Genomic DNA, 26,098 nt, shown 5'->3' on the forward strand with positions numbered 1-26,098 from the left:
CCCACCCGTGGCGGCCACCACGACCGCGCATTCGTTAGTGTTCTCGAATGCAGGTGACACGCCTTCGGATCCATCCGGTGAAGTCCTTCGCCGGACTCGACGTCGACTCGGCCGTGGTGCTGCCGTGGGGTCTCGCGGGCGATCGCCGTTGGGGTGTCGTCGATGCATCCGGTGCGCCCGTGACCGCGCGCGAGCACAACGAGATGCTCGCGTTCACAGCCGAGCCGCTCGCCGACGGCGGATTGCTCCTCGGCGAGCGCGGGCGAAGCGCCGACGCCCGCGCCGACGCCGACGCCGACGCCCCGCTTCTGGTTCGCCCGCCGACCGACACCCCGCCCATCCCAGTCGGTCATTCGCGGCAGGGCACCGCGCTCCCCGCCGGCGCCGAGGCCGACGCCTGGCTGAGCGCCCGGCTCGGCGTCGAGGCGCGACTCGTGTGGCAGCCCGATCCGCGCGAGCGCACGGTCAACCCGGCGAACGGCGGCCTGCCAGACGATCGGATGTCGCTGGCCGACGCCGGCCCGTTGCTGCTCACGAGCGAGGCATCCCTCGCCCAGCTCAACACGTGGACCGACGAGTCGACGCCGTTGCTCGACATGCTGCGGTTCCGGCCGAACGTCGTGATCGACGGCGACGGCGACGAGCCGTTCGCCGAAGACGACTGGCCGTTCGTCGACCTCGGCAGCGTGCGGTTCCGCATCACGAAGGTGTGCGACCGCTGCGTGATGACGACGATCGACCCCGAGACCCTCGCCCGCGGCAAGGAGCCGATCCGCACGCTCGCGAAGCATCGGCGTTGGGAGGGCAAGACCTGGTTCGGCGTGCTCCTCGCGCCGCAGTCGCCGGGGTCGATCGCGGTCGGCGACGCGGTGCGCCCCGGCTGAAGACGTCCCTCGGCGACGACCGACGGCGCAGCCGTTCACCCACCCGACTCAACAAGCCCACCGCTCTCATGTCGCCCTTCGGGCTCACCTCGCGCACGCCGATCGGCGAGTCTGGTCGGCGACTTCGTGGCGACCCGCCATCCGCCACCGGGATCGAGCCACGCGGGCGGACTCACGTGCGGCACACCGCGAACCATGCGGATGCCCCAGCCCGAGGTGTCGATCGTGCGGTGGTGGAACCAGCAGAGGAGCACGCCGTTGTCTGGATGGGTCGGGCCGCCGTCGACGTCGGGCACGACGTGGTGGACCTCGCACCATGCCGAAGGCACGGAGCATCCGGGGATGAGACAGCCGCCGTCGCGCAGCGTGATCGCCCGCCGTTGGTGCGGCGTGAAGCATCGTTCTTGCGAGCCGAGTTGCATGATGCGCCCTGCGTCGTCGACCAGCACGGCCTGGATGCCGCCGGTACACATCATGTGCCGTGCAGCACGCAGCGAGACGGGCAGCTCGATGCCGTCGGCGTGGGCGGCTCCGCGGCCCGATTCGAGATCGCTCGCCCGCACGCTCACGAGCACCGTCGGCGCAGCGCCCCCGATGCTCGGATGCTCCCCCGAGCGGGCAGCCGTGTCGATGACGGCGGCGAGCACGTCGTGGCGTTGCTGGTCGCTCGTGCGGGTCTCGGCCTGCACGGCGAGGTCGGCGCGTTCGGCGGCGGTGAGGAACCCTCCGCCCGAACGCGGCGCCAGGTGCGCGTCGAAGAGACGGGTGAGCCCGGCCGCGACCTCGGGCATGAGCTCGCCCGCGATCGGGATCAGCCCGTCGCGCGCACGCCCGAGCCGCAACCCTCGGCGTCGCATCGCCCGCTCATCGTCGGGCTCGGAGCCGTCTTGATCGAGGAACGTCGACCACGCCTGGGCCTGCACGCGAAGCTCACCGGCCGTGCACCGCACGGGTGCCCCATCGCCCTGGCCTGTCGCTTCAGCGACGAGTGCGTGTTCGGCAGCCTCGAATGCGACCGGATCGGCGACGCCGCGAGCGCGCTCGAGTTCACGCACCATCACGCACGCCGCGTCGACCCCGAGCTCGCCGGTCGCGAGCGCAGCGGAGACCAGTGGGAACTGCGGCTCGAGCGCCTCGCCCGTGAACCCGACACGGGCCCGAGTGGCCGCGCCGAGGCCGATGCGCCGCCGCGCCTCGACACCCGACACCAGGGTGACCCGCTCGACGAGCTCTGCAGCGGAGCGGCACCCCGTGCGCCACGACAGCCGCTCGCTGCCGAGCTCTGGGCGCGATCGCTCACCGAGTTCGCCCGCGTACACCGAGCGGTGTGAATCGACGAGCCGCCCGAGGCGCTCGAGGGCGCCCATCGTCGCCAACAGTTCGTCGTCGGAGCACCGCGCTGCGTCATCGGATCGGAACGCATCGACGACCGCCGAGCAGAGCTGCTCGAGCGCGTCGCGGGTTTCGTCCATGTGTCAATTCTTGCGCGACCCTCTGACATTCGATGCCGCGAAAACACCTGATCATCCTGTGTAAAACTCGCCATCGAACCGGCCTGTGGAGGACGAGTCGCGCCCGTACGCCGACTCCCGCAGTACCAACTCAGTCGGCAGCGGCAGGCGCCCCACGGGCTCACCCAAACGGCCGTTCAGCACTCGCGAGACGGTGCCCCGCGAGACGCCGAATTCGCGTGCGACGTCTTCGATCGTCGGTCGCTTGCGGGTGGGCTCTGCCACGCTCGCGCTCGATGCCGTGCGCCTGATCGAGCCCCCGCTCTGGCGGGAGACCCCGCCCGGATCTCGATACGGCGCTGGCGCGCCTACTCGATCAACGAACCCTCCCACCCCGGCCACAACTGAACACCCCATCCCGCAGCGTCGCGGCCCGCTCTCTCCGAGCGGCGACCCCTCCGTCGCTGCCAACCGAGAGAGGTCACGGATGGTGCGCGGGCGCTAGAAGAGCCTCCCCTGCGCGACGACCGGCGCGCCCTCGAGTTCGAGCAGGAATCGCTTGCGCTCGAGGCCGCCGGCGTAGCCCGTGAGCGACCCGTCGGCGCCGACCACCCGGTGGCACGGCACCAAGATGCTGAGCGGGTTGCGCCCCACGGCGTTGCCGACTCGTCGAGCCAGATTGCGATCGCCGAGGCGCGCGGCGAGCTCGCCGTAGCTCGTCGTCGCACCGTGGGGGATGTCGCGGAGCATCGCCCACACCGCGTGCTGGAACTCATCGCCGACGGGCGCCATCGGCAGATCGAACGTCGTTCGCTCCGCCGCGAGGTATTCGTCGAGCTCGATGCCGAGCCGCGTGATGAGCGCATCGTCGTGCGCGGCGACCTCGACGCCGATCGCGTTGCCGCCGGGCGGATGCCAGTGCCCCGGAAAGTAGATGCCGAAGAGCGCGTCGCCCTCGGCGACGACCAGGAGGTCCCCGAGAGCTGTCGTCAGCGTGGCATGGCGTCGGAGCATGACTCCATCTTCACCCCGATGCGCGCGCCGATGGCCACTTCCAGCAGCGGGAATCGGACTTCATGGCCGAGCGGATGATTCGCTGCGATGCCTCTCGCGGGCGGATTCGTCCGGCGCGGCCAAAGCTGGCTGAGGGAGCCGAGGGAGCCGAGGGAGCGACCCTACGGCCTCTGGGCGTTACGCCGCCACCGTGATCGTCGCCCCGACCGTCGCGTCGTCTTCGAGCACGTCGAGCACCGCCGCCGCCAGGTCGGCCCGGCGGATCGAGATGCCGAACGGCACTCCCCCGCCGTTCGCACGACGGTAGCGGCCACGAGCGTCGCCGTCTTTGAGCTGCGGCGGTCGCACGATCGTCCAGTCGAGGGCACTCGATCGCACGACGGGCTCGGTCGCGACGAAGTCGGAGAACGGCTCGCGCAGGATGCGCTGCACGATCGGTTTCGCCACGAACTTCAGGAATGGGTCGTCGCCGTCGGTGAAGGGGCCGCTCGCACTCACGACGACGAGGCGGCGCACCGCGGCGATGCGCCACGAGTGCCGGCATGCTCTCGCGCATCACGGTGTGGTCGGTGCTCGCCGAGGTCGGGCCGATCGCGAACACCGCGGCGTCGCACCCGTCGAGGGCAGCGGCGAGCGCGGCGGCGTCGCGGCCGTCGGCGATGCGTTCTGTGGCGCCGGTCGGGGCGGATGCCGCGCGCCGCACGACCCCGATCACCTCGTGACCTCGCGCTCGCGCCGCGTTGGCGATGAGGCCGCCGGTGCGACCCGAGGCTCCCAGTACTGCGACTCTCATGGTTCGTCCTTCAGGAGCTCGAGCGGTTAGTAAGCATTTACTCACTACCTCGATGATACGGTAAGCGAACACTCACCTGTCAAGTGGAAGGCCCGGATGTCCCAGCTCCCCACCACCCGCGACCGCATCCTCGATGCCGCCGCGACCGTGCTCGTCGATCGCGGCGTGGTCGGTGCGACGACGCGCGAGCTGGCCCGCGCCGCCGGGTGCTCAGAGGCCCTCATCTACAAGCACTTCGCCGACAAGCAGGAGCTCTTCCTCGCGGTGCTCGTCGAGCGGATGCCGCGCATCGAACTGCCCGAGGCATCCGCTCGCTCAGCGCTGCCCGAGACGCTCGCGAGCATCGTGACCGCGCTGCTCTCGTTCTTCGTGCGCACCTTTCCGATGTCGGCGTCGATCTTCGGGGCGCCCGAACTGCTCGCCGAGCATCGCGCGGGCGTGCGAGCACGCGGCTACGGCCCCGAGGGCACCGTGACGCTCGTGGCGCGTCTGCTCGGCGAGGAGCAGGCGGCCGGACGCATCCGCCCCGATGCCGACCTCGAGTCCGCCGCGCGACTGCTCGTCGGGGTCGCGTTCCACCGTGCGTTCCTCGCGGCCTACGACGGCCAGCGCGACGTGACGGATGCCGCGGAGTTCGCCGAGCGCAGCGTCGAACTGCTCGTACCGGGGCTCGCGCCCGCGCCGTGACGGACTTCGAGCGACTCAACATCGCCGGGTAGCATCACGGCATGCGCATTCGTTTCACCGCCGAGATCTACGAATGGCAGGCGCGCAGAAACTGGTTCTTCGTCGACGTTCCGGCCGAGCCGAGCGCCGACATCTCAGACCAGCCGCGGATGCCGCGCGGCTTCGACTCCGTGCGCGTCGTCGCGACCGTCGGCGCCACCACGTGGAACACCTCGATCTTCCCCGGCGGGGGCACCTACGCGCTGCCGTTGAAGAAGGCCGTGCTCACGGCAGAGGGCATCGGCGAGGGCGACGAGATCGAGGTCGACCTCGACGTGCTCGACGGGTGACGGCAGCGCTGATCTGAACCGCACGACGGGGCGCAACTCGCGCGGGCGCCGACGCTGCGCTTTCAGCGGCGCCGCTCACGTGCCGCCGCCGTCACCACCGCCCCCGCCGCCGCCGAAGCCGCCGCCACCCCCGTCGCCGAATCCGCCGAAGCCGCCCTCGCCCCCGCCCCCGAAACCACCCCCGCCGCCATCACCGAACGTGCCGTCGCCGCCCGCGAGGTATCCGCCACCCCACCCCTTGGTGTCACCGATCATCGGCACGCCGAACCGGGAGTCCTCGCCCCGCTGCAGCAACCCGCCGCCGACGCGGATCGGCTGCGAAAGCTCGGCTGCCACGACGGTGATGCACGATGCCAGTCGCTCCGCCGAGAACGGGGCGGCCGAGCGATACCAGGTCGGCACGGTGCCCGCCTTCTCGGCAACCTCGGCAAGGCGCCGAACCACGGATGCCTCGTCGAACAGCACCGCCCATGGCAGCAACTGCTCGGCCGCGACGAGGGTCGGGACATCCGTACTCGCGACGATCTCGCGCCACCGGTTCGCCCGCTCGCGGAGCTGCAGGCCGGCCGAGTTCAGTGGGATCCAGCGCGGCACGAGCGCGCGTAGCCCGAGGGCCAGCGCACCGATGACGATCGCGCTCCAGGCGATCGAGTTCGCAGAGTCGTCTGCGCCTCCGAGCGTGACGAATCCCAGGGCTACCCCGACCACGCCGCCGATCGTGGCCGCCCCGAACCGGCGGACCGGGCGCGGCTCGCGATACCAGTCCGCCGCGTCGCGGAAGCCGTCGCGGGTGACATCGAGCAGCAGCCCGTTGTTCACCACGACACGGTCCGCGTCGACGCACGCCCCACGCTCGACCGTGCGCGACCCGCCCGAGAGCCCCGGCGAGAGCAACGCGAGCACCGTGCCGTCGGCGCCCGCCGAATCGACATCCGTGCGGGCGGCGAGCGGGTACGCGCCGTCGAAGACGAGCCGGATGTCCCGCGCGCAGCCGGCCTCCCCGCCGCGGGTGCCACGGACGTCACGCACGTCATGGATGTCACCGGCGTCACGTATGTCGCGCCGATCCTGGATCGCGATCACGCCGTTGACGGCGAGCAGCATGACCGTCGCCGGCAGCCAGCGCGCCGCGGCAGCACCCGACACGAACCCGACCGGAAGCAGTCCCGCCGACTCGGGGTCGACGAGCGCGAGCGAGCTGCCGGCCTCGGGCTTGCGCAGCCACGCCACGACGAGGGACCCGACGCAGATCGCGGCGGTCAGCGACGCGGCGAGCGCGATGAGCGGCAACAGCGCCGTGCCGAGACTGCCGCCCGCGGAAGCCCCGAGCGACTCATTGCCTGCACCGGCACTCGTCAGGTCGACGGTGACCTGCTGAAGCGCCGAGATCATCGGTCGACCCATACGCGGAGGTTACTCCCGTCGGGCCCGTCACCGGTGCCGGGCACAGCAATTCGGGCACAGCAATTCGGTCACAGCACACCGGTCACCGCAAGCCCGTCACCGCAAGCCGGTCACCGCACTCCGATCACCGGCCGGTCACCGGCGACAGGTCGTCATCGACCACGTCGGTCTCGGTGCAGAGCCCCTCGGGAGCCCGCTCGCGGATGAATGCAGACATGTGACACACCTCCGACGACGGCATCTCGACCTTGACGGATCCGCTGCCGGCACCGGCACCGGCACCGGCACCCGCGCCGCCGTCGGTCAGTCCGCAACCGGCGAGCACGCCCACGGCCAGGACGGCCGGGACGATGAGGAACGCGCGAACGTTCATGATCTTGTCCTTTCATGATGCAGGCTCCTGGAAGAGCGCCGCTGGCCTCACGGTAGGAAGGATGCCGCCGCGCCACATGACGAGGACGACCCATCTTCGAGCGCACGCCGGCGTAGTCAATTCGGGTCATCGCCGCGAGCGCGGTCGCGGACTATCGTGGGCAGATGGGGGAATGGTCCGCCCCGGCGCTGCCGGCCGGCTGGACGACGTCCGGGCAGCCGCCGTTCATCGCTCGACACGAAGAGGTCGAAGCGATCGAGTCGGCGTGGGCCGACGCGATCGGCGGCGCGGGGCGCGCGGTCTTCGTGAGCGGCGAGCCGGGCGCGGGAAAGTCTCGGCTCGTGAGCGAGGTCTGCATACGGCTCCGCGCGAGCGGCGCCGCGGTGCTGGTCGGATCGTGCATCCAAGAGCTCGGCGCACCGTTCGAGCCCTTCGACGAGCCGCTCCGGGCGCTCATTCCGGCGTACCGGGAGGTGGCGACCGACATCTCCGACATCGACTCGGCCGAGCTCCTCGAGGGCGTGCTCGATCGAACTGGCCAGGATGCCGCCGATCGGTCGATGGGCCAGGAGCGTGTGTTCTCCGCGGTGATCGACGTGCTGCGCGCCGCGTCTTCGATACGCCCGGTGGTGCTTGCCCTCGACGACCTGCACTGGGCGGGGCCTGCGGCGATTCAACTCCTTCGCCGGGTGGTCGAGGGCACAGCGGAGGCGAGGGTACTGCTGCTCGGCACCCTTCGAAACGCACCGCCGGACCGGTCGGGCGCACTCGCGGACACGCTCGCGTCACTCGCCCGACTGAGCGGCGTATTGCGCATCGGGCTGGCTCCCTTCACTCCCGCAGAGATCACCGAGTACGTCGCGGCCCGCGCCGGCGTCTCGCGTGCCGGTATCCGCGCGTCGGCCGAATTGCTCGGCGAGCTCACGGGCGGCAATCCGTTCCTCCTCAGAGCCATGTGGCATCCGGTCGTCGGGGCCGAGCACCAAGGCGACCAGCGCGTGATCGAGCTACCCGACTCTGTCAGCGATATCGTGCGGTCCCGCATCGCGACGCTCGAACCATCCCAGCGCTCGGTGCTCGAGCTCGCCGCGGTGCTCGGCCAGGAGGTCGATCTCAGTGAGCTGATCGGCATCAGCGAGGCATCCGTCGACGTCACGCTTTCTGCGATGGATGCCGCGGTAGGCGCCGGCCTCATCGAGCCGCCGCGCCTGGCGGGCGATCGCTACCGCTTCCCGCACGCCATCGCGCGGCAGGCGGTCATCGACGACATCCCGAGCACTGAGCTGCTGCGAACCCACGCGCGCATCGCGCAGGTGCTCGAGTCGAACTTCCCCACGGCGCCACGGCTCATCCAGCGGCTCGCCCACCACTATTCGGCCGCCCGCGCGCTCGGGTTCGGCGATCGGGCAGTGACCTACCTGATCCGCGCTGCCGAGCTCGCGGAGGCCCGCTTCGCGTATGAAGACGCCGGGCGCCTGTTCGAGCAAGCGGGTGAGATCTCCCCCGACAGCGACGAGCAGGCTGAGCTGCTGCTTCGCGCGGCGGGCAGCTGGGATGTCGCTATCGACACGTCTCGGGCGCGAATCCTGTACGAGCTTGTTGCGGGCGCAGGAGATCCACGACTGCAGCTGCGCGCAGCGATCGGATACGAGGATGCCTCCTGGCGGCCGGGCCTGCTCGGGCATCGAGCACTCGAGCTGCTCTCGGCGGGGCTCGCGCAAGTTCGGAAGGACGACGGCGACCCCCTGTACGTCGAAGCGATCGGGGCGCTCGCCCGGGCGACGGCGTTCACCGGGGCCGTCGATGAAGCGGAGCGGATCGGCGACCGCGCGGTCGGTCTCGCCCGGGCGCTGGGAGATCCTGTTGTGCTGACATCCGTACTCCGTTCGATCGTCTCCATGACGCTCCGCCCGCGGGGGGTCGCGAAGCGGCAGGAACGCGCGATCGAGCTGCTCGGACTTACGCGATCGATGCGCAACGAGTGGATGGGCGCCGCAACAATGAATGTGTTCGCGAACAGCTATCTCCTCGGCGACCGCGCCGGGCTCGACCAGGCCGAGAGCTACCTCGTGAACATGAGCCGGCAGTCGAGCGGGCATTGGGGTTACTGGGTTGTACACGTCCGGTTCGGGCGGGCCCTCATCGGCGGGCGCCTCGAGGAGGCTGCGGCCGCATGCCGACAGCTGCGGTACGACGAAATCGACTTCCGGGACGACGGGATGTCGAGCACGAACGCCGTGCAGAGCTATATGCTGCGCCGGGAGTTGGGACGGATCGAAGACGTTCGCCGCTACGTCACCGGAGGGGAATCACCCGCCGAACGCTGGGCACCGGGCCTCCTCGCCCTCTACACCGAACTCGGACTCGAAGCGCCGACACGGCGGATGCTCGACTGGCTCATCGAGCACACCGCGTCGAACGCGAGCGACTCCAGCGACTGGCCGGCCCGTCTCGCCTTCATGGCCGAGGGGGCAGTCCGGCTCGGCGACGTCGCCGCCGCGGAACGACTGCACCAGTGGCTCACGGAGTACTCGGGCCTCAACCTCATGTCGGGCCTCTTCGCCGCTCCGTTCGGCGCCGCCGACTGCTATCTGGGAGAGATCGAGTCCCTCTGCGGCACAGGGTCTCCAGTCGAGCGGTTCGAGAGTTCTCTCGAACTCGCCGAACGCAGCGGCGCTCCGCTTCACGTCGCGCGAACGCTCTCCGCGTGGGCCGTTCACCTGCGCCGCGCCGACCCGGGTTCACCTGAGGCGGCCGAGCTCGCCGAGCGCGCTCGGGCGATCGCCGAACCCGCCGGCATGGTGCGAGTGCTGCGGTCGCTCGACGCGGGTGCCGCGGCATCCGCTCTCGAGGTCTCAGGCGGACTCACCGCGCGCGAACGCGAGGTCATCGGGCTCATCGCCGAGGGCAGGAGCAATCGCGACATCGCCGCACGGCTCGTGATCAGCGAGCACACTGTAGCGAATCACGTGCGGAACATTCTCACGAAGATCGGTGCGGTCAACCGCACCCAGGCCGCGATGTATGCGCGGGAACGGGGGCTGATATGAATCCTGAAACGAGCTGAGGGCGTGCCCGTCACTGCTGAGGGCTCAGACCAACTCGGCGACGCCCGCGAGGTTGCCGCTCGGCATAATGCGGCCATCGACCTCGGTGATGACGTCGGCTGGCATCCCGGCGCGCACAGCAGCGGCTCGGATCGCCTCCATCGACGGCGCTTCGTACAGGCAGTAGCTCCTGCGACGATCGACGGCGAGGAAGGAGTAGAGCCATCGCACGTCTTCCTCATCGTTGATGAGGTTGATGTCGGGAGCGGCCTCGAGCGGCACCGGAACGTCTTCGGCGTAGTTGCGCTCGATGATGAAGTACGGCATCTCGTTCCCCCTTTGCAGGTATCGGGCTTTACAGGTATTGGGTCACAGGGTACTCCGGATGCCTCGGCGCGGCCCCTCCTCGGTGGCGAGCTCGGCTGCCGGTACCGTGTCAGATCCAGCCTTGCAGCCACGCCTTCTCGGCGGCCTCGTGCCGCGATGCTGCGTCGAGCTTGGTCATCGCCGACGAGAGGTAGTTGCGCACGGTGCCCTGCGCGAGGTGCAGTCGCTCGGCAATCTGCTGCACGCTCGTCGTCGAACGGCTGTAGCGCAGCGCGTCGAGCTCGCGATCGGTGAGCGGGCAGCGCTCGGCGGTGAGCGCGGTGGCGGCGATCTCGGGGTCGATGTAGCGCCGGCCGGCGGCGACGTCGCGGATGACGTGCGCGAGGTCTTCGGCGGGCGTCGACTTCGGCACGAATCCCGAGATCTTCGACGCGAGGGCGCGCCGCAGCACGCCGGGACGGGCGTGCCGGGTCACGATCACGACGTGCGTCGGCACCTCGGCGAGGATGCGCGCCGCCGCCTCCAGCCCGTCGGCGCGGGGCATCTCGAGGTCGAGCAGGCACACGTCGGGCACGGTCGCGATCGCCTGCTCGACGGCCGTCACGCCGTTGTCGGCGCTCGCGACGACCTCGATGTCGGGCTCGAGATTCAGTAGGGCCTCGAGTGCGCCGCGAATGAGGTGCTCGTCGTCGGCGATCAGCAGACGGATGCTGCGCGGTGCATCACCCGCACCGACACCGCCGACACCGCCGGCACCGCTCAGCCCGCCTGCGCCCGCCTTGCCCTGCCCGGCAGTGCCACCCACGCCTGCGCCTGCCATGTCCAGCCCGTCTGCGCCGCTCACGCCTGCGCCGCTCACGCCGCCACCCGCTCGCCCACGGGCACCGCGGCGCGGAGCTCGAAGCGGCCGCCCGAGGCATCCGTCGCCGTCTCGAGCGTGCCGCCGACGGCGGTGAGCCGCTCTCGCAGACCCGCGAGCCCCGAGCCCTGGGCGCGCGGGGCGGCGCCGGGGCGGGCACCGGCCGGCGTCGAGGCATCCGGCCCCGCGGCATCCGCCCCCAAGGCATCCGACCGGGAGGCATCCGCCACCGTGACGCCGTCGTTCTCGATCGCGAGCTCGATGCGCTCGCCCGTCGTCGTCAGTTCTATCGTCACCATGGCCGCCTCGCTGTGTCTCAGGATGTTCGTCGTCGCCTCGCGCACCACCGATGCGAGCGCGCTCCGCGCCGCCGCATCGGCCGGGAGCGGGCCGAGGCGCAACCGGCACTCGGCGCCCGAGGCCGTGAGCACCTCACGGGCGTTCTCGAGCTCGTCGTCGAACGCGACCTTCCGGTAGCCGGCGACGAGCGAGCGGGTCTCTTCGAGGGCCTGCTTCGCGATCAGGCGTGTCTCGTGCAGGTGCCCGCGAGCCGCAGCCGGGTCGATCTCGAGCAGGCGTTCGGCGAGCTCGGACTTCAGGGAGATGACCTGCAGATGGTGGCCCTGGATGTCGTGCAGGTCGGACGCGAACCGCAGCCGCTCCTGCGTCACCGCGAGCTCGGCGGCGGTGCGCCGGTGCCGGTCGAGCTGCGCCACGACCTCCCACCACCACACACTCGTGAGCAGCATGAAGGGCAGCATCACCGCGAAGATGCCGATCATCCACACGCTCGACGAGCGCACGAACGCGAACGGTTCGCCCGTGATCATCGTCGCGAGCATCGGGTGCGCGATCAGCACGACGAGCGCGGCGAGCAGCAGGAGCCAGCGTTGCGCCCTCGGCAGCAGGCAGGCGATGAGGGACGCAGCGGCCCACAGCGGCACTGCAGCCGCGAGTTCGCTGCCCGGTGAGAAGAGTCCGAGCACCCAGACGACGGCAGCGGGTGCCAGGAGGGCGGCCGTCCAGACGGGGTGCGGCAGGCCACCGCCGCGCCCGACGCGGAGGAACCAGCAGAATCGCAGTTGCGTCGCCGACGCGACGAGCATCAACACGATGAGCACGGCGGTCGTGGGGTCGCTCGACTGCACGTACATCTCGAACATCGTCAGCGCGACGATGAGATCGAGGAATCCGAAGAAGAACACGATCGACCCGAGCGTGTACAGCCATGTGGTCTGCACACTGCGGGCCAGTTCGGCAGCCATGGATTCGAGCCTAGGCCAGTGACATTTGTCACGGCCTTGGGTGTGGAAACCCACGTGATCCCCTGACACCTCGACACTGCCGCCATCGCGGTTGCCCGCGAAGGATTGAACCGAACCTGCCGCCCCTACGACCGAATCTCCCGCCCCTACGAAAGGACTCGTCATGATCGATACCCTCCAGGACTTCGCCGCTTCTCTCCCCACCTTCCTCCAATGGTTCGGTGTGATGGTGGTGGCCGCGATCCCGTTCGTCGAGTCGTACTTCGGCTCGGTCATCGGGGTGTTGATCGGGTTGCCGACCGCGCTCGCGATCGGCGTCGCAGTCATCGGCAATATCATCTCGATGCTGATCTTCGTGCTGACCGCGCACGGCGTGCGCTCGAAGGTCGTCGCGGGCAAAGCCGGCGCCGGCGGGGTCGGCGCCGACGGGGAGCCCGTCGAGTCCCCGCGCCGTGAGAAGCTGCGCCGCGCGTTCGACAAGTACGGCGTCGCGGGCGTGAGCATCGTCGGCCAGACGATGCTGCCGAGCCAGATCACGTCCGCCGCGATGGTGTCGTTCGGCGCGAACCGCAACACGGTGATCTTCTGGCAGGTCATCTCGATCGTGCTCTGGGGCGTGGTGTTCGGCGTGCTGGCAATGCTCGGCGTCACGCTCGCGCGCTGAGCGGTTCGTGGCATGACGAGAGTGATCACGGATCTCATCGAGCGGCACTGATCGGTGCGGCATGACGAGCGTGATCGTTGATCACGTCGATTGGCTCGATGGTGCCGGTGTGGCCCCTCCGTACGCACGGCATCGTCATGCGACTTCGGGGGGTCTTCGTTCGAGTTGGTCGGCGAGTCTGGTTGGGGATTTCGTGGTGTTGCGCCATCGGCCGTTGGGGTCGAGCCATGTGGGCGGGCGGATTTGTGGCGCACCTTTGATCATGCGGATGCCCCAGTCTGAGGTGTCGATTGTGTGGTGGTGGAACCAGCAGAGGAGGACGCCGTTGTCGGGGTGGGTGGGTCCGCCGTCGGTGTCGGGGATGACGTGGTGGATCTCGCACCAGGATGCGGGCACGTTGCAGCCGGGGATGAGGCAGCCGCCGTCGCGGAGGGTGATCGCTCGGCGTTGGTGGGGGGTGAAGCAGCGCATGGGTGAGCCGAGCCGGATGATGCGGCCGTGTCCGTCGAAGGTGACTTGCTGGGTTCCGCCGGTGCAGATGAGTTGTCGGGCGGCGTGGAGGGAGATGGGGATCTCGATGCCGTCGGCGTGGGCGTTGCCGCGGCCGGTCTGCAGGTCGGCGGCGCGGACGCTGACGAGTACCGTGGGTGCTGTGCCGCCGATGGTGGGGTGTTCGCTGGAGCGGGCGGCGGTGGCGATGATCGCGGCGATGACGTCGTGGCGTTGCTGGTCGGCGGTCCGCTGCTCGCCGTTGCGGGTGATGTCGGCGCGTTCTTCGGCGGTCATGAACCCGCCACCTGATCGGGGTGCGAGGTGCGCATCGAAGAGGCGTAGGAGCCCGGCTGCGATTTCGGGGAGGAGTTCCCCGGTGACGGGGATGAGGCCGTCGCGGGCCCGTCCGAGGCGGAACCCGCGGCGCCGCATCGCGCGTTCGTCGTCGGGTTCGGGGCCGTCTTGATCGAGGAACGCGGCCCACGCCTGCGCTTGCACCCGAACCTCATCGGCTGTGCACCGTACCGGGTACGCGTCACCGGACGCGATCGCGGCTGCGACGAGTTCGTGTTCGGCGGTACGGAGGGCGACGGGGTCGGCGGCCCGCCGGGTGGCATCGAGCTCGCGGACGATCGTGCCCGCGGCATCTGCCCCCAACTCGCCATCGGCCAGCGCCGCCGCGACCTCGGGAAATTGCGCCTCCATCAGGTCACCGGTCAGACCCGTGCGGGCCCGGGTGGCCGTGCCGAGCGCGATGCGCCGCCGCGCTTCTCCGCCCGAGACCTGGCTGACTCGCTCGAGCAGCTCGCCGGGCGAGCGGCACCCACGACGGGTCGACAATCGTTCACTGCCGAGCTCGACCCGGGAACGTTCCCCGATCTCACCCGCGCAGGCCACCCGGTGTGCGTCGAGGACCCGCCCGGCCGCTTCGATCGCGGCCGTCACGGCGAGCAACTCGTCATCGGACCACCGCGCAGCATCATCGAACCCCGCGACGTCGAGCAGCGAGGATCGCAGCTCCTCGAACGCTTCGGCGGTGGTGGTCATGCTTCCATCCTGCCGGCACCCACCGACATTCCAACCGACCCGGAACCGCAGCGAAACTGCCGGTCAGCCTGTGAATAACTTCCGCCGACGGTCACCTGTGGAGGACGAGTCAGCCCTCACGCCGCCGCGCACCTCACCCGCACAGCGCACGCCGCACACCTCACACCTCGCAACGCAACAGCCGCATCGAGCGCAGCCCCGCGCTCCCGTACCGTCAACGCCGAACCCTCCGCGCGACCGAATCTCCCACGCCCCACTCCCGCCCCTACCTCGCCAACCCCCGACCTTCTAAGCTGACCCCATGGCCGCGGAATTGCGGGATCCAGTTCGACGCATGCTCGAGACCGTGCTCGACGACGTTCGCCCGCTCAACGAGGGCGCCGTCGCCTCGTACATCCCCGAGCTCGCGACGGTCGAGCCCGACCAGCTCGGCGCCGCACTCGCGAGCACGCACGGAATCGTGCACGAGGCGGGCGACTGCGATGCCGAGTTCACGATCCAGTCGGTGTCGAAGCCCTTCGTATTCGCCCTCGCCGTCGACGCGCTCGGCCTCGCCGAGGTGACCCGGTATGTCGGCCTCGAGCCGAGCGGCGAGCCGTTCAACGCGATCAGTCTCGACGCGGCATCCGGTCGCCCCCTGAATCCGATGATCAATGCCGGCGCGATCGTGACGACCTCGCTCATGCGCGGCGACACGGCCGACGAGAAGTTCGCCGTCGTGCAGGCAGGTCTCGAACGGTTCGCCGGCCACGATCTCGCGGTCGACGAAGACGTGTTCACGTCCGAGGCATCCACCGGCGATCGCAATCGCGCGCTCGCCTATCTCACCCGCTCGATGGGCACGCTCGGTTCGACGGCGGATGTCGCGACGACCGCGTATTTCCGGCAGTGCTCGCTCACCGTCAACGCGCGCGACCTCGCGATCATGGCGGCGACGCTCGCGACCGGCGGCGTGAATCCCGTGACCGACGAGCGCGTCATCAGTGAGAACGCAGCCCGGTGGACCATGTCGGTCATGACCAGTTGCGGCATGTACGACGCGTCGGGCGACTGGCTCGTGCGGGTGGGACTGCCCGCGAAGAGCGGCGTCGGCGGCGGCATCGCAGCGGTGCAACCCGGCCAGTTCGGCATCGGCACCTTCAGCCCGCGCCTCGACGCCCGCGGCAACAGTGCGCGCGGCATCGCGACCCTCGAACTCCTTTCGGAGCGGCACGGCCTGCACATGCTGCAGCACCATGGAACCCCGCTCTCGCCGATCGCCTCGCTCGAGCGCGACGGCGCCGACACCATCGCGATACTGCGCGGCGAGATCTTCTTCGCCGGTGCTGAAGAGGTGCTCACACGCCTCACCCCCTTCATCAGCGATGACGGATCCCTCGTGCTCGACTTCACCGACGTGACCCGCGTCGGCGAGGGCTCGAAGCGCGTGTTCGCGGCCGCGCCCGCGCTCATGGGACCGGCGCGCGACGGGCGCCCCCGCGTCGCGATCCGTGACCCCGAGGGCGTGCTGGAGATCTGAGCGATCGGATACCGCGCTACGGCGTCGCTCGCCGCGAGGCCGTCCAGCGTGGCCGCGCTCGCACTCGCGCTCGTGCTCGTGCTCGTGCTCGTGCTCGACGAGTTCGAGCCCTTGCCTCGGCTCGGGCTTCAGTCGCGCGGAGTGCGGTGGCCGCCGCCGGTGTCGAGGTCGTCGCCGCCCTCGAGGTCGGGGCCGTTGCTCTCCGTGATGTTCGCCCCCTCGAAGAATGGATCGACGCCGAGTTCGCGGGCGTGCTCGGCCTGCAAGCGCTTCTGCTCGTTCGCGTCGTCGGCGAAGTCGCGGTCGTCGGGCAACTCCCGGTCGTTGCGGTCGGTGGTGTCGCTCATGGTCGTCCCCTCGGTCGATCTGTTCAGGCTATTCCGCCTGCCCCGCCGCCGCACGGGGTTGCGCGACGGATATCGCGAGCCACCCGACTCTGCCCGGCGCGCCCGCCATTGACCGCGCCGAGCGCTCGCGATTCGGCAAGAATCGTTGCGTGACTCAGCTCAGCGAACAGCCCAGCGAACGCTTCCGCCTGCGCATCAGCCTGATCGACAGCGACCCCGAGATCTGGCGCACCGTCGACCTCGACGGCGAGCTTCGTCTCGACGAACTGCACGACGTGATCCAGATCGCGTTCGGCTGGCGCGACTCGCACCTGCACGAGTTCGGCGAGCTCGATCCGTACAGCCCGCGCGGCGGCATCTCCGACATCGGAAGGGCCCCCCGGCGCTGGATGCCCGCCGAGGGACTCGCCGAGCTGTCCGACGACCAGTTTCCGGGGGCGATCGAGCACACGTTCGTCGACGAGCACGATGCGCGCGTGGCATCCGTCTTCGATTCGCTCGACGGTCCGCTCTACTACTGGTACGACTTCGGCGACGACTGGCACCACTCGATCGAACTCATCGAGCGCGAGCGAGCGGATGCCCCGGGCGCATCGGTGCCGCCATGGACCCGTCGAGCCGAGCTCGTGCGCGGCGAGCGCCGCGGACCCCTCGAGGATTCGGGCGGCGTGCACGGCTACGCCGAACTCCTCGAGCGGCTCGCCGACCCGAGCTCGCCCGAGCACGCGAGCGCCGCGGGTTGGGCGAAGTGGCTCGCGTGGCCCGAGTCCGAGTTCGACGCCGAGGCGTTCGACCAAGACGGTGTCGACCGCGAGCTCGCGCTCAAGTTCGACCCCGATGGCGATGCCCCTGACCCCGACGACGACGCCGAGGCATCCATCGCGCCCGACGCGGCTATCGCCGAGCTGCTCGCCCGACTGCCCGAACCGCTCGGCCGCGAACTGCGGCTTCGATTGCGGCGGCTCGGTGCGTTCGAGCCGGCCGAGGTCGAAGCGGATGTCGCGGAGCGGATGACCCTCCCCTATGAGTGGCTGCTCCGGCGCGTCGGCGACGGGCTCACGCTCACGAAGGCGGGGTGGATGCCTCCCGTGGTCGTGCGCGAGGGGATGGTCGAGACCGGGTGGATCGACGGCTGGACCGGCGAGGCGAACCGGGAGGAACTGACCCCACCGATGCGGATGCTGCGTGAACACGCCGTCACGCTCGGCCTCGTGCGGGTGCTGAAGGGCCGCCTCGTCGCCACGGCGGTGGGTAAGCGGCTGCGGGAGGATCCGGTCGGGCTGTGGCGCTACCTCGCGTCGGCGCTCGTCACTCGTCCGCGGCACCAGGCAGCCCGCGACGCGAGGCTGCTGTTCGCGGTCGAGATCGCGTGCGGCGGCAGCGCGGTGCAGCGCGTGTACGACGTCGCCATCGCGCTCGGCCTGAAGGAACTCGGTTGGTTGAAGAGCGACGGCAGCGCCATCAGCGATGCCGACGCGCATGAGCTCGTCGGGGAGGCGTGGCGTGTGCTCGACGAGCTCGGCGTGCTGCGTCGCAAGCGCAGCAGCGACGCCCGACCGACCGACGAGGGCCGGGCGTTCGCCCGCGCGATGCTCAGGGCGAAGTAAGCTCCTCCACCTGCTCGCCCGGATGACGCGGACTCGCCGCGTGCTCGAGATCGGCACGCTCGGCGGCTACTCGACGATCTGGCTCGCCCGCGGCATCCCGAGCGATGCTCGCGTGGTGACACTGGAGCTCGAGCAGCAGCACGCCGACGTGGCCCGCGCCAACCTCGAACGGGCGGGAGTGGGCGAGCGGCCGGGTGTTGCACGAAAGGCTGCACTCGCGGTCCTGGCGGACCTGCCACCGGCGCCATCACGATGAGAGCATGGGCGAGAAGCGCCTGTTTCCGGACGGGGCCATGGCGGCCGCACGCCGCGACGTCCGCCGACCGCCCGCCGAAGACGGGCTCGCGGAGGGCGGGACGGCCACCATTCCTCCGGGAGGGATCCTGTCCGCCTCGGTTGGCAATGCCGGAATGACCCAGCTGTTCGGCGGCGGGCACCTGGAAGCCGGCCCGGTGGCACCACTCCACGCCCTGCAGCGCCAGCTCGGCAACCACGCCGTGGTCACCGTGCTCCGCAACCCGGACCCGTCACTCACCGGGCCGCCGACCGCTTCGAGCGTCGGCCGGCTGATCGAGCCGGTGCTGGCCCGCATCCCGACGTTCCGGGAGGAGAACGATTTCGCCGAAGCATTGGCGGCGGCGGCGGTCCGCGCCGCGGGTACCGCGCTGACCACGGACCAGCGGAAAGACGTCGAGCGCGAGGCATACACGGTTCTCGGCCCGAGCATCGCCGTTGGCGATACGACCTATGACGTCTACTCCGCGCTCAAGGGCCTGAGCGAGGCACAGAACGCCGGCAATTCCGATGAGGATGCCCCGGACGCACGGATCTCCTATGGACTGCGACTCGTCACCAGCATGCTCGCCGGGCACATCGGCGACCACGTCATCGCGGCGGTCACGCCGTCCATGATGCCTGGCGACACCCTGTCGTTCGTCACGGATGATCTGCGAGTCGCGGTCACCGCATTGACCGACGCGTCGTCGATGCTCGACCTGGAGCTCGAAGGCACCCTCGCCCGGCTGACCGATGTCCGGGCCGAGTTCACGCAGACCCCCGAGGGTGGCGATCGCGCGGCGTTGGGCGCTGAAATCGGCCGGCTGGCCCGCCGGACCCTCCTGCTCGACCGGCAACTCACCGCCGTCGGCAAGACCGCGCCGCTCGATGCCCATCTGGCAGAGGCCGGTCCGCGTATCGCCGCGATTCGAAGCCAGGCGCAGACCGAGAACGAGTCCATGAAGGCGATGGACGCCGACCTCTCACTGCTCGGTGAGAACGTCACGCCGGTGCGGATCGCGGACTACGGACTCGCCGCTGACTCGAAGATCCAACCGGAGGAAGCGTTTCCGAAGGCCACCGACTCCGCGTCGAACGAATTCATGGGCGACCTCGCCAACCGTCTGGAAGGTCAGGCCAAGGAAATCGAGGGCCTGAAGGACAAGGTGGTGCCCAGGTCGCCGACGTGGAGACTGGACGAGTTGAGCCAGGTGCACGCGAGATGGTTCGCGTTCTTCAGTACCGCGCAGGAAAAGAAGTACATGGATCTGGTCACCGCCTGGGTGATGCTCGACCAGGGCTGGACGGCCCTTGGCAACGCGGCCATCCCGATGCAGGCGCAGATGTCGGCCGCGATCATCCGGGCCCAGATGCTGAGCCAGTTCTCCGGTTTCCTCGGAAACCTGATGGGCATGGCCTCGTCGCAGTTCTCCGGCGAGATCCGCGCGCCGGAGCGGGTGGCGCCGCCGGTCACGGGTTCGGCGGCGTCTCCGGACCTCTCGTTCGGCGAGATCCAGCCGCGCATGGGACGGAATCGGCAGGGACAGGTCGTGCCCGTGATGACGCCGCCCGTGCCGGTCGATGAGCGGGGGGAAGCACAGTCGCGGTCGGAGTACGTCAGGGCCGGGACGGAGCGAACCGCCCGTGAATTCTCCGACGTGGCGAAGGATCCGAATCCGCTGAAGGCGGCCGCCGCCGCCGGCATCATCCCGGACACCAAGCCGATCATCGGGTTGCGCAGCAGCGAGGCTCGGGATGGCTGGAGCTACCTCATCGACGTGCACGACCTGGTGGCCGGGCGCGTCGTCGCCCGCGAGCACAAGGTGATGCCGGCCGAGGTCGCCGAGTACCTGGTCGCCGCCGGACAGCACAGGGCCACTCGGGCCAGCACCCATCGACCGATGGCCAACGGCAGGGCACTGGGCGAAGCCGCCATCCGCAAGGGAGGGGTGGAAGCCGGTGAGGGCACCGCGGCGGCGCGCTATCTGGAGGGAGTCGAGCAACCCGAGGCGTCCTCGGCGGCGACCCGGCTCCGGAGCCAGATGCAGAAGGCCGACGAGCGCATCACACAGGGCGCCGGCAAAGGCCCGACGACGATGCTGATCGACGACTTGGAGCGCTATCTGGACGCGTTCTTCGTCGAGAACCAGTCCAAGGGCGTGCGTGTCGCCGCGATCTTCCTGATCGCGCAGCGGGAACGCAACGTCGGCGCCCAATTGTTCGCACTGCTGAAGCCGGAGGTCCTGCAGAAGCTCATCAGTGAGGCGATCAAGATCACGGTGATCATGAACGTACTGCAGCGGCTCGGGCCGATCGGAAATCTGGCGGCGTTCGCCTACGGGATCTATCTCAGATCGCAGGGCGTGAGCAACGTTGCGGCGCTGGTCGGCATCGCCACGTTCCTTTGGGAGGCGAGCTCGACCGACGATTTCCGAGAGGCACGGGCCTTCGCCCTGTTGTCCGAGAAGATCATGGGGGACGTGACGGAGCTGATGGAGAACTTGCTCACCAAGCCCATCGAGATCGGTATCGGGAAACTGGCCGAGAAAGCGGCGCCGACCGGAGCGCGGGAGACCGCCGACGCCCTGGCCCCGATCATGAAGGACCCGGCCACGCGGAAAGCACTGATCGACGGCGCGAACGAGAAGATCGCCGAACTGGAGGCCGCCGAGAAGCTGTCCGGTCAGCCCAGTCCCGACCTGCAGGGGTGGCGTGCGTTCCGCAATCAGATCGACGGAGTCGATCGCCGCGGCGACCCCCCGCCGTTCACCGAGGTACCGCTGACCGGCAAAACCGATCCGGGAACGACCCCGTTGGACACTGCGTTCGCCGAACCGAGCCGGTCGCGCCGGTCGACCGCGGCGCTGCACGAAGGCCTCGGTGATCTGACCGGGAAGGTCGCGATCGTCGAGAATCCGAATCCAAGGCTGGGGCGTACGGTCCGGGTGCACTACGACGACGGCAAGGTTCGGCTGGAGGTCGGACCGGAAGCCGGCAAGGTGGACGTCGAACGGCACTACGAGACCGCGAAGATCCTGTACAGCTATCAGACACCGCTCGGCAAGGTGAAGCTGCTGATCGAGAAGGTGACGAATTGGTTGAAGGACCAGCCCGGTTACGGAACCAAGGCATTCGAGGCCCGACTCGAGATCCGGAAGCTGCGCGCGATGATCGACGAGATGAACGGCGAGAGAGCCTCGATCGAGGCGCGGGCGGCTCGGGTGGAGGCAGACCCCACGAAGGTCGCGGTCGAAGTGAAGGAGCTGGACGCACGGATCCAGGACCTCGACACGCAGTTGACGTACTACCGGACCCAGGTGGACAACGTGACCCAGGGCCGGGGCTGGGTGGCGGCAGAGGATCGGTCTCGTGCGAAACGGGAATTCAGCACGGCGCAGGATCGGCCGTCCAAGATCAGGACGAACACGGACACGACATTGCTGAAGAAGGTCGTCGATCCTGCCAAGCCACAGCACCCAGACGCGCATGCGGAACTGCAGCGCCGGTACCGGGACAAGTACGGCTCGATGTCGACCCCCGACGTCGTCCGTCAGACCTTGGCCAGCAGCGGCCGTCCGGCCTGGTACGTCGCGGACCTGATGCTCACGCAGGTGGCTGCGGGCGAGCGGAAGCCCCTGCCGATCACGGAATACCTGGCCACGAGCATGCCGATCGCGGTCGTGCGAGAATCGGCGCGTTTCGATTCGAACGCCGCCGAGGCCCTGGTCCGCCGATACGACCGCGACTACAGCCAGATCGAGCTGGAGGCCATGGCGGCCAGGGGCGATGGCACCGCGCAGTATGTGGTCGGCCTGATCGTGCCCGCGCCGGGGACGGTGTTCCGGCCGCTCGACCCCGCGAACCCACCCGGCCCGCAGCCCACGCGCCGGACGGGGATGGATCCGAAAGCCGAAGCCCGACTCACCGAATCGGTCTGGGAGCGCCGCCGTGGCGCCATCGAGGCAGCCGAACGACAGGAGGCCAGGGCCCGCGCGACCGGGGACGACCCGGCGATCGCAGCGGCCGTTGAAGCGCGCGGCCAGGCCGAGAATGCGGGAACGCTGGGAGCACTCGAGACCGACATTCCAGGAGTCGCCGCCCATCTGGTGCGCGGCTCACCCGAGGCGCCGCAAGGGTCGAAGGGGCTGCCGCCGCGAACCTACCGGCCGACCGGCAACCAGCCTCGACAGGCGCAGTTCCACGCCGAGGAACAGCTGCTCAACGATCTCGCCCAACGCATCCGCAACCTGAACCTCAAACCGAAGGACCTGGACGGCAAGCGAGTGCGGATCGCCGTCGACCAGGAGGTCTGCTCCGTCTGCGCCGCCGGCGTGTCGGGGAACGCCACGTCCGGCGTGATTCTGCGGTTCTCGGAGAAGCACCCGGGGCTGACGATCGAGATCACCGACATCCGCACGGGTCACTACGACGTGTTCGAGCACGGAACCCGCACCGAACACCATCCCGTGTTGGGAAACACGAACGCACCGCAGCAGCCGTGAGCTCCGAGCGTCGCCCGGATCGTCGATGAACCGCCACGCCCGCGCGAACGCCGTCGTCATCGCTCGGCCGCGACCGACCCCTGATCGGCGTCGAGCGCGCCAGGGTAGAGCTCGTCGAGGAGCCCCCGCGCGACGTCGGCGAGCGCCTCCTCGAGCTCGCGCTGCAGTGCCTCCTCGTTCTCGCCGCGCCGCGCCCAGATCACCGCCAGCCGGTCCTGCTCGGCGACCACCGCCTCGACGACCATCGGACGCCAGTGCGCCGGATACTCGCCCTCCCGCCAGGCGCCGCGCCCACGGCCGTAGTGCGCCACGGCCAGGTAGCGCAGCAGCGCCGAGGTCACGAGCCCATCGAGGAACGCCTCCTCCCAGCGCAAGCTCGACTCGGTGCGGCCGCGCACGACGTTGACCCCCTGCGCGACGCCCGCACCGCCGAGCGCACCGATGATGGCGCCGGCGACAATGCCCGCCCCGAACGTGAGCCCTCCCGCCATGAGGTCGGCGCCGAGCCCGGTGAGCGCGCCCGAGACGACGCCGCCCAACGCGGCGGTGCGGGTACCGTCGAGCGGCGCGTCGAGGTGCACGTCGTCCGCCACCCGCTCGAGCACCTCGTCAGTCGCTCGCCCCTCGAGCCGGTGGATCGCGATGAGCCGCTCCATGCCCTGCCGCTGGTCGGCCTGCAGGCGGGCGGCCATTCGCTCCGCGGCATCCGTTCGGGCCTGCGCGTGTGCCGGATTCGGCAGGCCGAGCGAGTCGCCGACGCGCTTCGCGAGCGACTGCTGCGATGACGACGACAGGGTCACGCGATCAGCGGCAGCCCGAGCGATCGGCCCGGCGAGCGCGGCCATCGACGCGTCGAACTCACCCATACGCAGCTCGCGCCAGGCCGCCGACAACCGGGAGAAGGCCGGCGCCGAGGCATCCGGAACCAGCGGTTCGATCGCCGCGAACAGCGTGAACTCCTGCACCCAGCAGCGCGCGAACGCGTCGAAGGCGAGCACGTCACGCACGTTGGTGGAGGGGCCGAGCGCGGCACGCCAGCGCGCGGCATCCGCCTCTTCGACGGCCCGCTCGCGCGGCTGGCCAGTCTGGTTGAGCAGCACGAGCACGGGCTTGCCTACCCACTCGAGCACCTCGAGCTCGGGGGCGAGGTAGCCGGCGTCGGCGGGCGCCTCGGCCGCGTTCACGAGGTAGAGCACCACGTCGGCCTGCTCGGCGACGTTGCGCACCGCGAGCTGGCTGAGCCACAGCGCGCGGTCTTGATAGCGGTCCCACACCTGCGACGTGAACCAGCCGATGGGGTTGCGGTTCTGCCGAAGCCGGCGCGCGAGCCGCACGCTGTCGCCGAAGCCCGGGGTGTCCCACAGCGTGAGCAGGTCGCCGTCGGATGTCTGCACGAGCGGGAACGGCGTCGCCTCGGCCGTGACATGCGAGGCATCGCGCACCTCGCCGACGTCGCGCCCGAGCAGCGTGCGCGCGAGCGTCGTCTTGCCCGCGTTGGTGTGCGAGATGAGCGAGAGCGACACGGCACCGGCGTCGAGCCCCGGGATGCTCGCGGGTTGAGGAGGCGCGCCAGCGAGCCCGGGGCTGCTTGCGGGTTGAGGAGGCGCGCCAGCGCCGTCTCGAAACCCCACCACCGCGGGTCGAGGAGCCGGCATCTCGAGACCCCCAAGCGCGTCGGGCAATTCGGATGCCGCGTGCTCGCTCATGCCCGCCCCCTCGCCTCGTTCGCGGCACCGGCATCGCGAGCGGATGCCGCGGCAACGAGCTCCGCCTCGGCCGCTGCCAGATCGGGGCCAGCGAGGTCGACGAACACCGCAACGCTCCCGTGCGCCTCGAGCAGCTCGCTCCACGCCGCGCGTCGCTCATCGCGGCGCTGGGCGTCACCACCCCACCGCGCGAGGAACGCCGACTCGTCGACGAGCACGACGGTGGTTCCGGATGCCGCGGCACTACCGCCGCCACGGAGTACCGCGAGGAACGCCCCATGCGCGTCCTCCTCGGGCGTGGCCGTGAGGCTGAACAGCGGCAGCCGATTCTCGCCGGCGTCGGTCAACCCCGTGCCCGCGGCATCCGTCGCCTGGCTCTGCTCGAAGTCGTCGCCCCACGCGACGGGCGCGTCAATCGTCGCGGCGGCGTTGCCGTATGCCCGCGCGAGCACGGCCTCGAGCCCCGCCCGCGCCTCGGGCGTGAGGGTGTAGCTGTACGGGATGACGCGCACCCGCGCCGGCTCGCCCACCCACGCCGCGATGAGCCGGCGGTAGTACGGCTCGTCGAGCGGTAGCGCGACGCGCTTCGCGCGGCGCCGCTCGACCAGCCCCGCGACGAGGGCGAGCACGAGCCGCGGCACGATGACGACGGCGGCGACCGTGGCGGCCATGAGGTGCATCCACATCGCGGCGTTCTCGCTCGCGGGCGCGCGGATCGCCTCGATCGCCGCCACGTCGGGCACCGGGATACCGGTGATCCACGATCCGGGCGCGAACGTCACGGCGAGGAGCGCGCGCACCTGCTCGGCACCGAGGAACGTGCTCTCCCACGAGGCGCGATACTCGAACGCGAGCCCGCGCAGGTAGAGGCCGGCGATCACGCCGAGCGCGGTCGCCGCCGCCGCGAGGTGCAGCACGCGCGCGGCGCGCGCACTATAGAGCGGCGCAGCGACGCGCGCCCAGTCGCGGGGCAGCGTGGCGAGCACGGTTCGCCTCGCGGAGATCGCGGCATCCGCTCGGGTCTCGTGCAGTGGTGCGCGCACCGACGCGACCCGAATCAACAAGGACCGCACCGGCCCGGCCGCACCACGCCCGAGCACCAGCGGCCGCACGAGCAGCCAGACGTACACGATCAGGTTCCACGCGACGAGCGCGAACACCGGCGGCGCGAGCAGGTTGATGCTCGACCCGCCGCCGATGCGGTCGATGAGCAGCCCGAACAGGAACGCCGCGACCACGGTCACGACGCCGACCCACGGCCGCCACCGGATGCCGCGCACCGTGCGCGTCACCGCGGGCTGGCGCGTGCCGATGCGCTCGAGCACAAGCTGCGCGCGCCGCCCTAAGAACTCCTCGGCGCTCGCCCGCTCCCCCACGACGGCCGCCGCCGCGCGGCTCGCCCACTCGCGGTCGGCGTCAGTCCACAGCACGCGATCGCGATCAGCCGCCTCAACGGCGCGCGCCGCGGTCGTCTCGAGGGCGGCCGACTCGTCCATATCGCGGAG

Annotated in this window: 21 protein-coding genes and 2 pseudogenes; 9 read left to right on the top strand and 14 right to left on the bottom strand. The window is 70.1% G+C overall.

From position 1 onward, the window contains the following. Positions 1-47 precede the first annotated feature (47 nt). Positions 48-884 carry an MOSC domain-containing protein gene (locus AC1C2T_RS00540; RefSeq protein WP_495383847.1) on the top strand — a complete coding sequence of 279 codons (837 nt, stop codon included), beginning with the start codon at positions 48-50 and terminating at the stop codon, positions 882-884. A 35-nt stretch (positions 885-919) separates the two neighbouring features. On the opposite strand, the gene AC1C2T_RS00545 is transcribed toward AC1C2T_RS00540, so the two are convergent. The 5 genes and pseudogenes from AC1C2T_RS00545 to AC1C2T_RS00565 form a co-directional block, all read right to left on the bottom strand. Further along, positions 920-2,356: an HNH endonuclease signature motif containing protein gene (locus tag AC1C2T_RS00545; RefSeq protein WP_495383848.1), complete on the bottom strand. Its 1,437-nt coding sequence runs from the start codon at positions 2,354-2,356 to the stop codon at positions 920-922. Between the two features lie 155 nt (positions 2,357-2,511). Continuing rightward, a pseudogene (locus AC1C2T_RS00550) lies at positions 2,512-2,620 on the bottom strand (LacI family DNA-binding transcriptional regulator); the annotation flags it as partial. Positions 2,621-2,836: 216 nt separating this feature from the next. Beyond that, positions 2,837-3,349 carry a methylated-DNA--[protein]-cysteine S-methyltransferase gene (locus AC1C2T_RS00555; protein WP_495383849.1) on the bottom strand — a complete coding sequence of 171 codons (513 nt, stop codon included), beginning with the start codon at positions 3,347-3,349 and terminating at the stop codon, positions 2,837-2,839. Between the two features lie 177 nt (positions 3,350-3,526). Beyond that, positions 3,527-3,865, bottom strand: a complete 339-nt coding sequence (locus AC1C2T_RS00560; protein WP_495383850.1) for an NAD(P)-dependent oxidoreductase — start codon at positions 3,863-3,865, stop codon at positions 3,527-3,529. Positions 3,866-3,944: 79 nt separating this feature from the next. Further along, positions 3,945-4,142 (bottom strand): annotated as a pseudogene (locus AC1C2T_RS00565) (NAD(P)H-binding protein); the annotation flags it as partial. Positions 4,143-4,238: 96 nt separating this feature from the next. On the opposite strand from AC1C2T_RS00565, the gene AC1C2T_RS00570 reads away from it, so the two are divergent. Further along, positions 4,239-4,829 (top strand): TetR/AcrR family transcriptional regulator, encoded by a 591-nt coding sequence (locus AC1C2T_RS00570; RefSeq protein WP_495363396.1) that lies wholly within the window; start codon positions 4,239-4,241, stop codon positions 4,827-4,829. A gap of 41 nt (positions 4,830-4,870) precedes the next feature. Further along, a complete protein-coding gene (locus AC1C2T_RS00575; protein WP_495352654.1) occupies positions 4,871-5,158 on the top strand; it encodes a DUF1905 domain-containing protein in 288 nt (95 codons plus the stop codon). A gap of 75 nt (positions 5,159-5,233) precedes the next feature. On the opposite strand, the gene AC1C2T_RS00580 is transcribed toward AC1C2T_RS00575, so the two are convergent. Together AC1C2T_RS00580 and AC1C2T_RS00585 are read right to left on the bottom strand one after the other, a co-directional pair. Beyond that, entirely contained in the window at positions 5,234-6,562 is a 1,329-nt protein-coding gene (locus tag AC1C2T_RS00580; protein ID WP_495383851.1) for a hypothetical protein, read from the bottom strand. Positions 6,563-6,686: 124 nt separating this feature from the next. After that, positions 6,687-6,935, bottom strand: coding sequence for a hypothetical protein (locus tag AC1C2T_RS00585; RefSeq protein WP_495383852.1), 249 nt, complete (start codon positions 6,933-6,935; stop codon positions 6,687-6,689). A gap of 164 nt (positions 6,936-7,099) precedes the next feature. Here AC1C2T_RS00585 and AC1C2T_RS00590 point away from each other — a divergent pair, with 164 nt between their 5' ends. Further along, positions 7,100-9,985: a helix-turn-helix transcriptional regulator gene (locus AC1C2T_RS00590; RefSeq protein ID WP_495383853.1), complete on the top strand. Its 2,886-nt coding sequence runs from the start codon at positions 7,100-7,102 to the stop codon at positions 9,983-9,985. A gap of 42 nt (positions 9,986-10,027) precedes the next feature. Here the strand turns inward: AC1C2T_RS00590 and AC1C2T_RS00595 are convergent, their stop codons facing one another. The 3 genes from AC1C2T_RS00595 to AC1C2T_RS00605 form a co-directional block, all read right to left on the bottom strand. Continuing rightward, positions 10,028-10,309 (bottom strand): DUF4242 domain-containing protein, encoded by a 282-nt coding sequence (locus AC1C2T_RS00595; RefSeq protein WP_495363400.1) that lies wholly within the window; start codon positions 10,307-10,309, stop codon positions 10,028-10,030. Between the two features lie 109 nt (positions 10,310-10,418). Further along, positions 10,419-11,168: a response regulator transcription factor gene (locus AC1C2T_RS00600; protein ID WP_495383854.1), complete on the bottom strand. Its 750-nt coding sequence runs from the start codon at positions 11,166-11,168 to the stop codon at positions 10,419-10,421. Continuing rightward, positions 11,165-12,433, bottom strand: a complete 1,269-nt coding sequence (locus AC1C2T_RS00605; RefSeq protein ID WP_495383855.1) for a sensor histidine kinase — start codon at positions 12,431-12,433, stop codon at positions 11,165-11,167. The genes AC1C2T_RS00600 and AC1C2T_RS00605 overlap by 4 nt, the downstream gene beginning before the upstream one ends. A gap of 163 nt (positions 12,434-12,596) precedes the next feature. Between AC1C2T_RS00605 and AC1C2T_RS00610 the strand changes: the two genes are divergently transcribed. Continuing rightward, positions 12,597-13,097: a hypothetical protein gene (locus AC1C2T_RS00610; RefSeq protein WP_495383856.1), complete on the top strand. Its 501-nt coding sequence runs from the start codon at positions 12,597-12,599 to the stop codon at positions 13,095-13,097. Positions 13,098-13,232: 135 nt separating this feature from the next. Here AC1C2T_RS00610 and AC1C2T_RS00615 read toward each other — a convergent pair whose 3' ends face one another. Beyond that, positions 13,233-14,636 carry an HNH endonuclease signature motif containing protein gene (locus AC1C2T_RS00615; RefSeq protein ID WP_495383857.1) on the bottom strand — a complete coding sequence of 468 codons (1,404 nt, stop codon included), beginning with the start codon at positions 14,634-14,636 and terminating at the stop codon, positions 13,233-13,235. Between the two features lie 301 nt (positions 14,637-14,937). On the opposite strand from AC1C2T_RS00615, the gene glsA reads away from it, so the two are divergent. After that, a complete protein-coding gene (glsA, locus tag AC1C2T_RS00620) occupies positions 14,938-16,155 on the top strand; it encodes a glutaminase A (protein WP_495363277.1) in 1,218 nt (405 codons plus the stop codon). Between the two features lie 128 nt (positions 16,156-16,283). On the opposite strand, the gene AC1C2T_RS00625 is transcribed toward glsA, so the two are convergent. Continuing rightward, positions 16,284-16,502 carry a hypothetical protein gene (locus AC1C2T_RS00625; protein ID WP_495363276.1) on the bottom strand — a complete coding sequence of 73 codons (219 nt, stop codon included), beginning with the start codon at positions 16,500-16,502 and terminating at the stop codon, positions 16,284-16,286. Positions 16,503-16,651: 149 nt separating this feature from the next. Between AC1C2T_RS00625 and AC1C2T_RS00630 the strand changes: the two genes are divergently transcribed. Genes AC1C2T_RS00630 through AC1C2T_RS00640 form a run of 3 tightly spaced genes read left to right on the top strand, consistent with a single transcriptional unit; the run spans position 16,652 to position 22,887 of the window. Further along, on the top strand, positions 16,652-18,109 hold the full coding sequence (locus AC1C2T_RS00630; protein WP_495363275.1) for a plasmid pRiA4b ORF-3 family protein: 1,458 nt from the start codon (positions 16,652-16,654) through the stop codon (positions 18,107-18,109). Continuing rightward, a complete protein-coding gene (locus tag AC1C2T_RS00635; RefSeq protein WP_495363274.1) occupies positions 18,006-18,365 on the top strand; it encodes an O-methyltransferase in 360 nt (119 codons plus the stop codon). Before AC1C2T_RS00630 ends, AC1C2T_RS00635 begins: the two co-directional genes overlap by 104 nt. 4 nt (positions 18,366-18,369) lie before the next feature. Continuing rightward, complete coding sequence (locus AC1C2T_RS00640; protein WP_495363273.1) at positions 18,370-22,887, top strand: hypothetical protein; 4,518 nt, start codon at positions 18,370-18,372, stop codon at positions 22,885-22,887. Positions 22,888-22,943: 56 nt separating this feature from the next. Here AC1C2T_RS00640 and AC1C2T_RS00645 read toward each other — a convergent pair whose 3' ends face one another. Then, on the bottom strand, positions 22,944-24,593 hold the full coding sequence (locus tag AC1C2T_RS00645; RefSeq protein WP_495383858.1) for a DUF3482 domain-containing protein: 1,650 nt from the start codon (positions 24,591-24,593) through the stop codon (positions 22,944-22,946). Further along, positions 24,590-26,089 (bottom strand): DUF2868 domain-containing protein, encoded by a 1,500-nt coding sequence (locus AC1C2T_RS00650; protein ID WP_495383859.1) that lies wholly within the window; start codon positions 26,087-26,089, stop codon positions 24,590-24,592. The genes AC1C2T_RS00645 and AC1C2T_RS00650 overlap by 4 nt, the downstream gene beginning before the upstream one ends. Positions 26,090-26,098 lie beyond the last annotated feature (9 nt).

The organism is Agromyces sp. Y558, assembly GCF_059445415.1.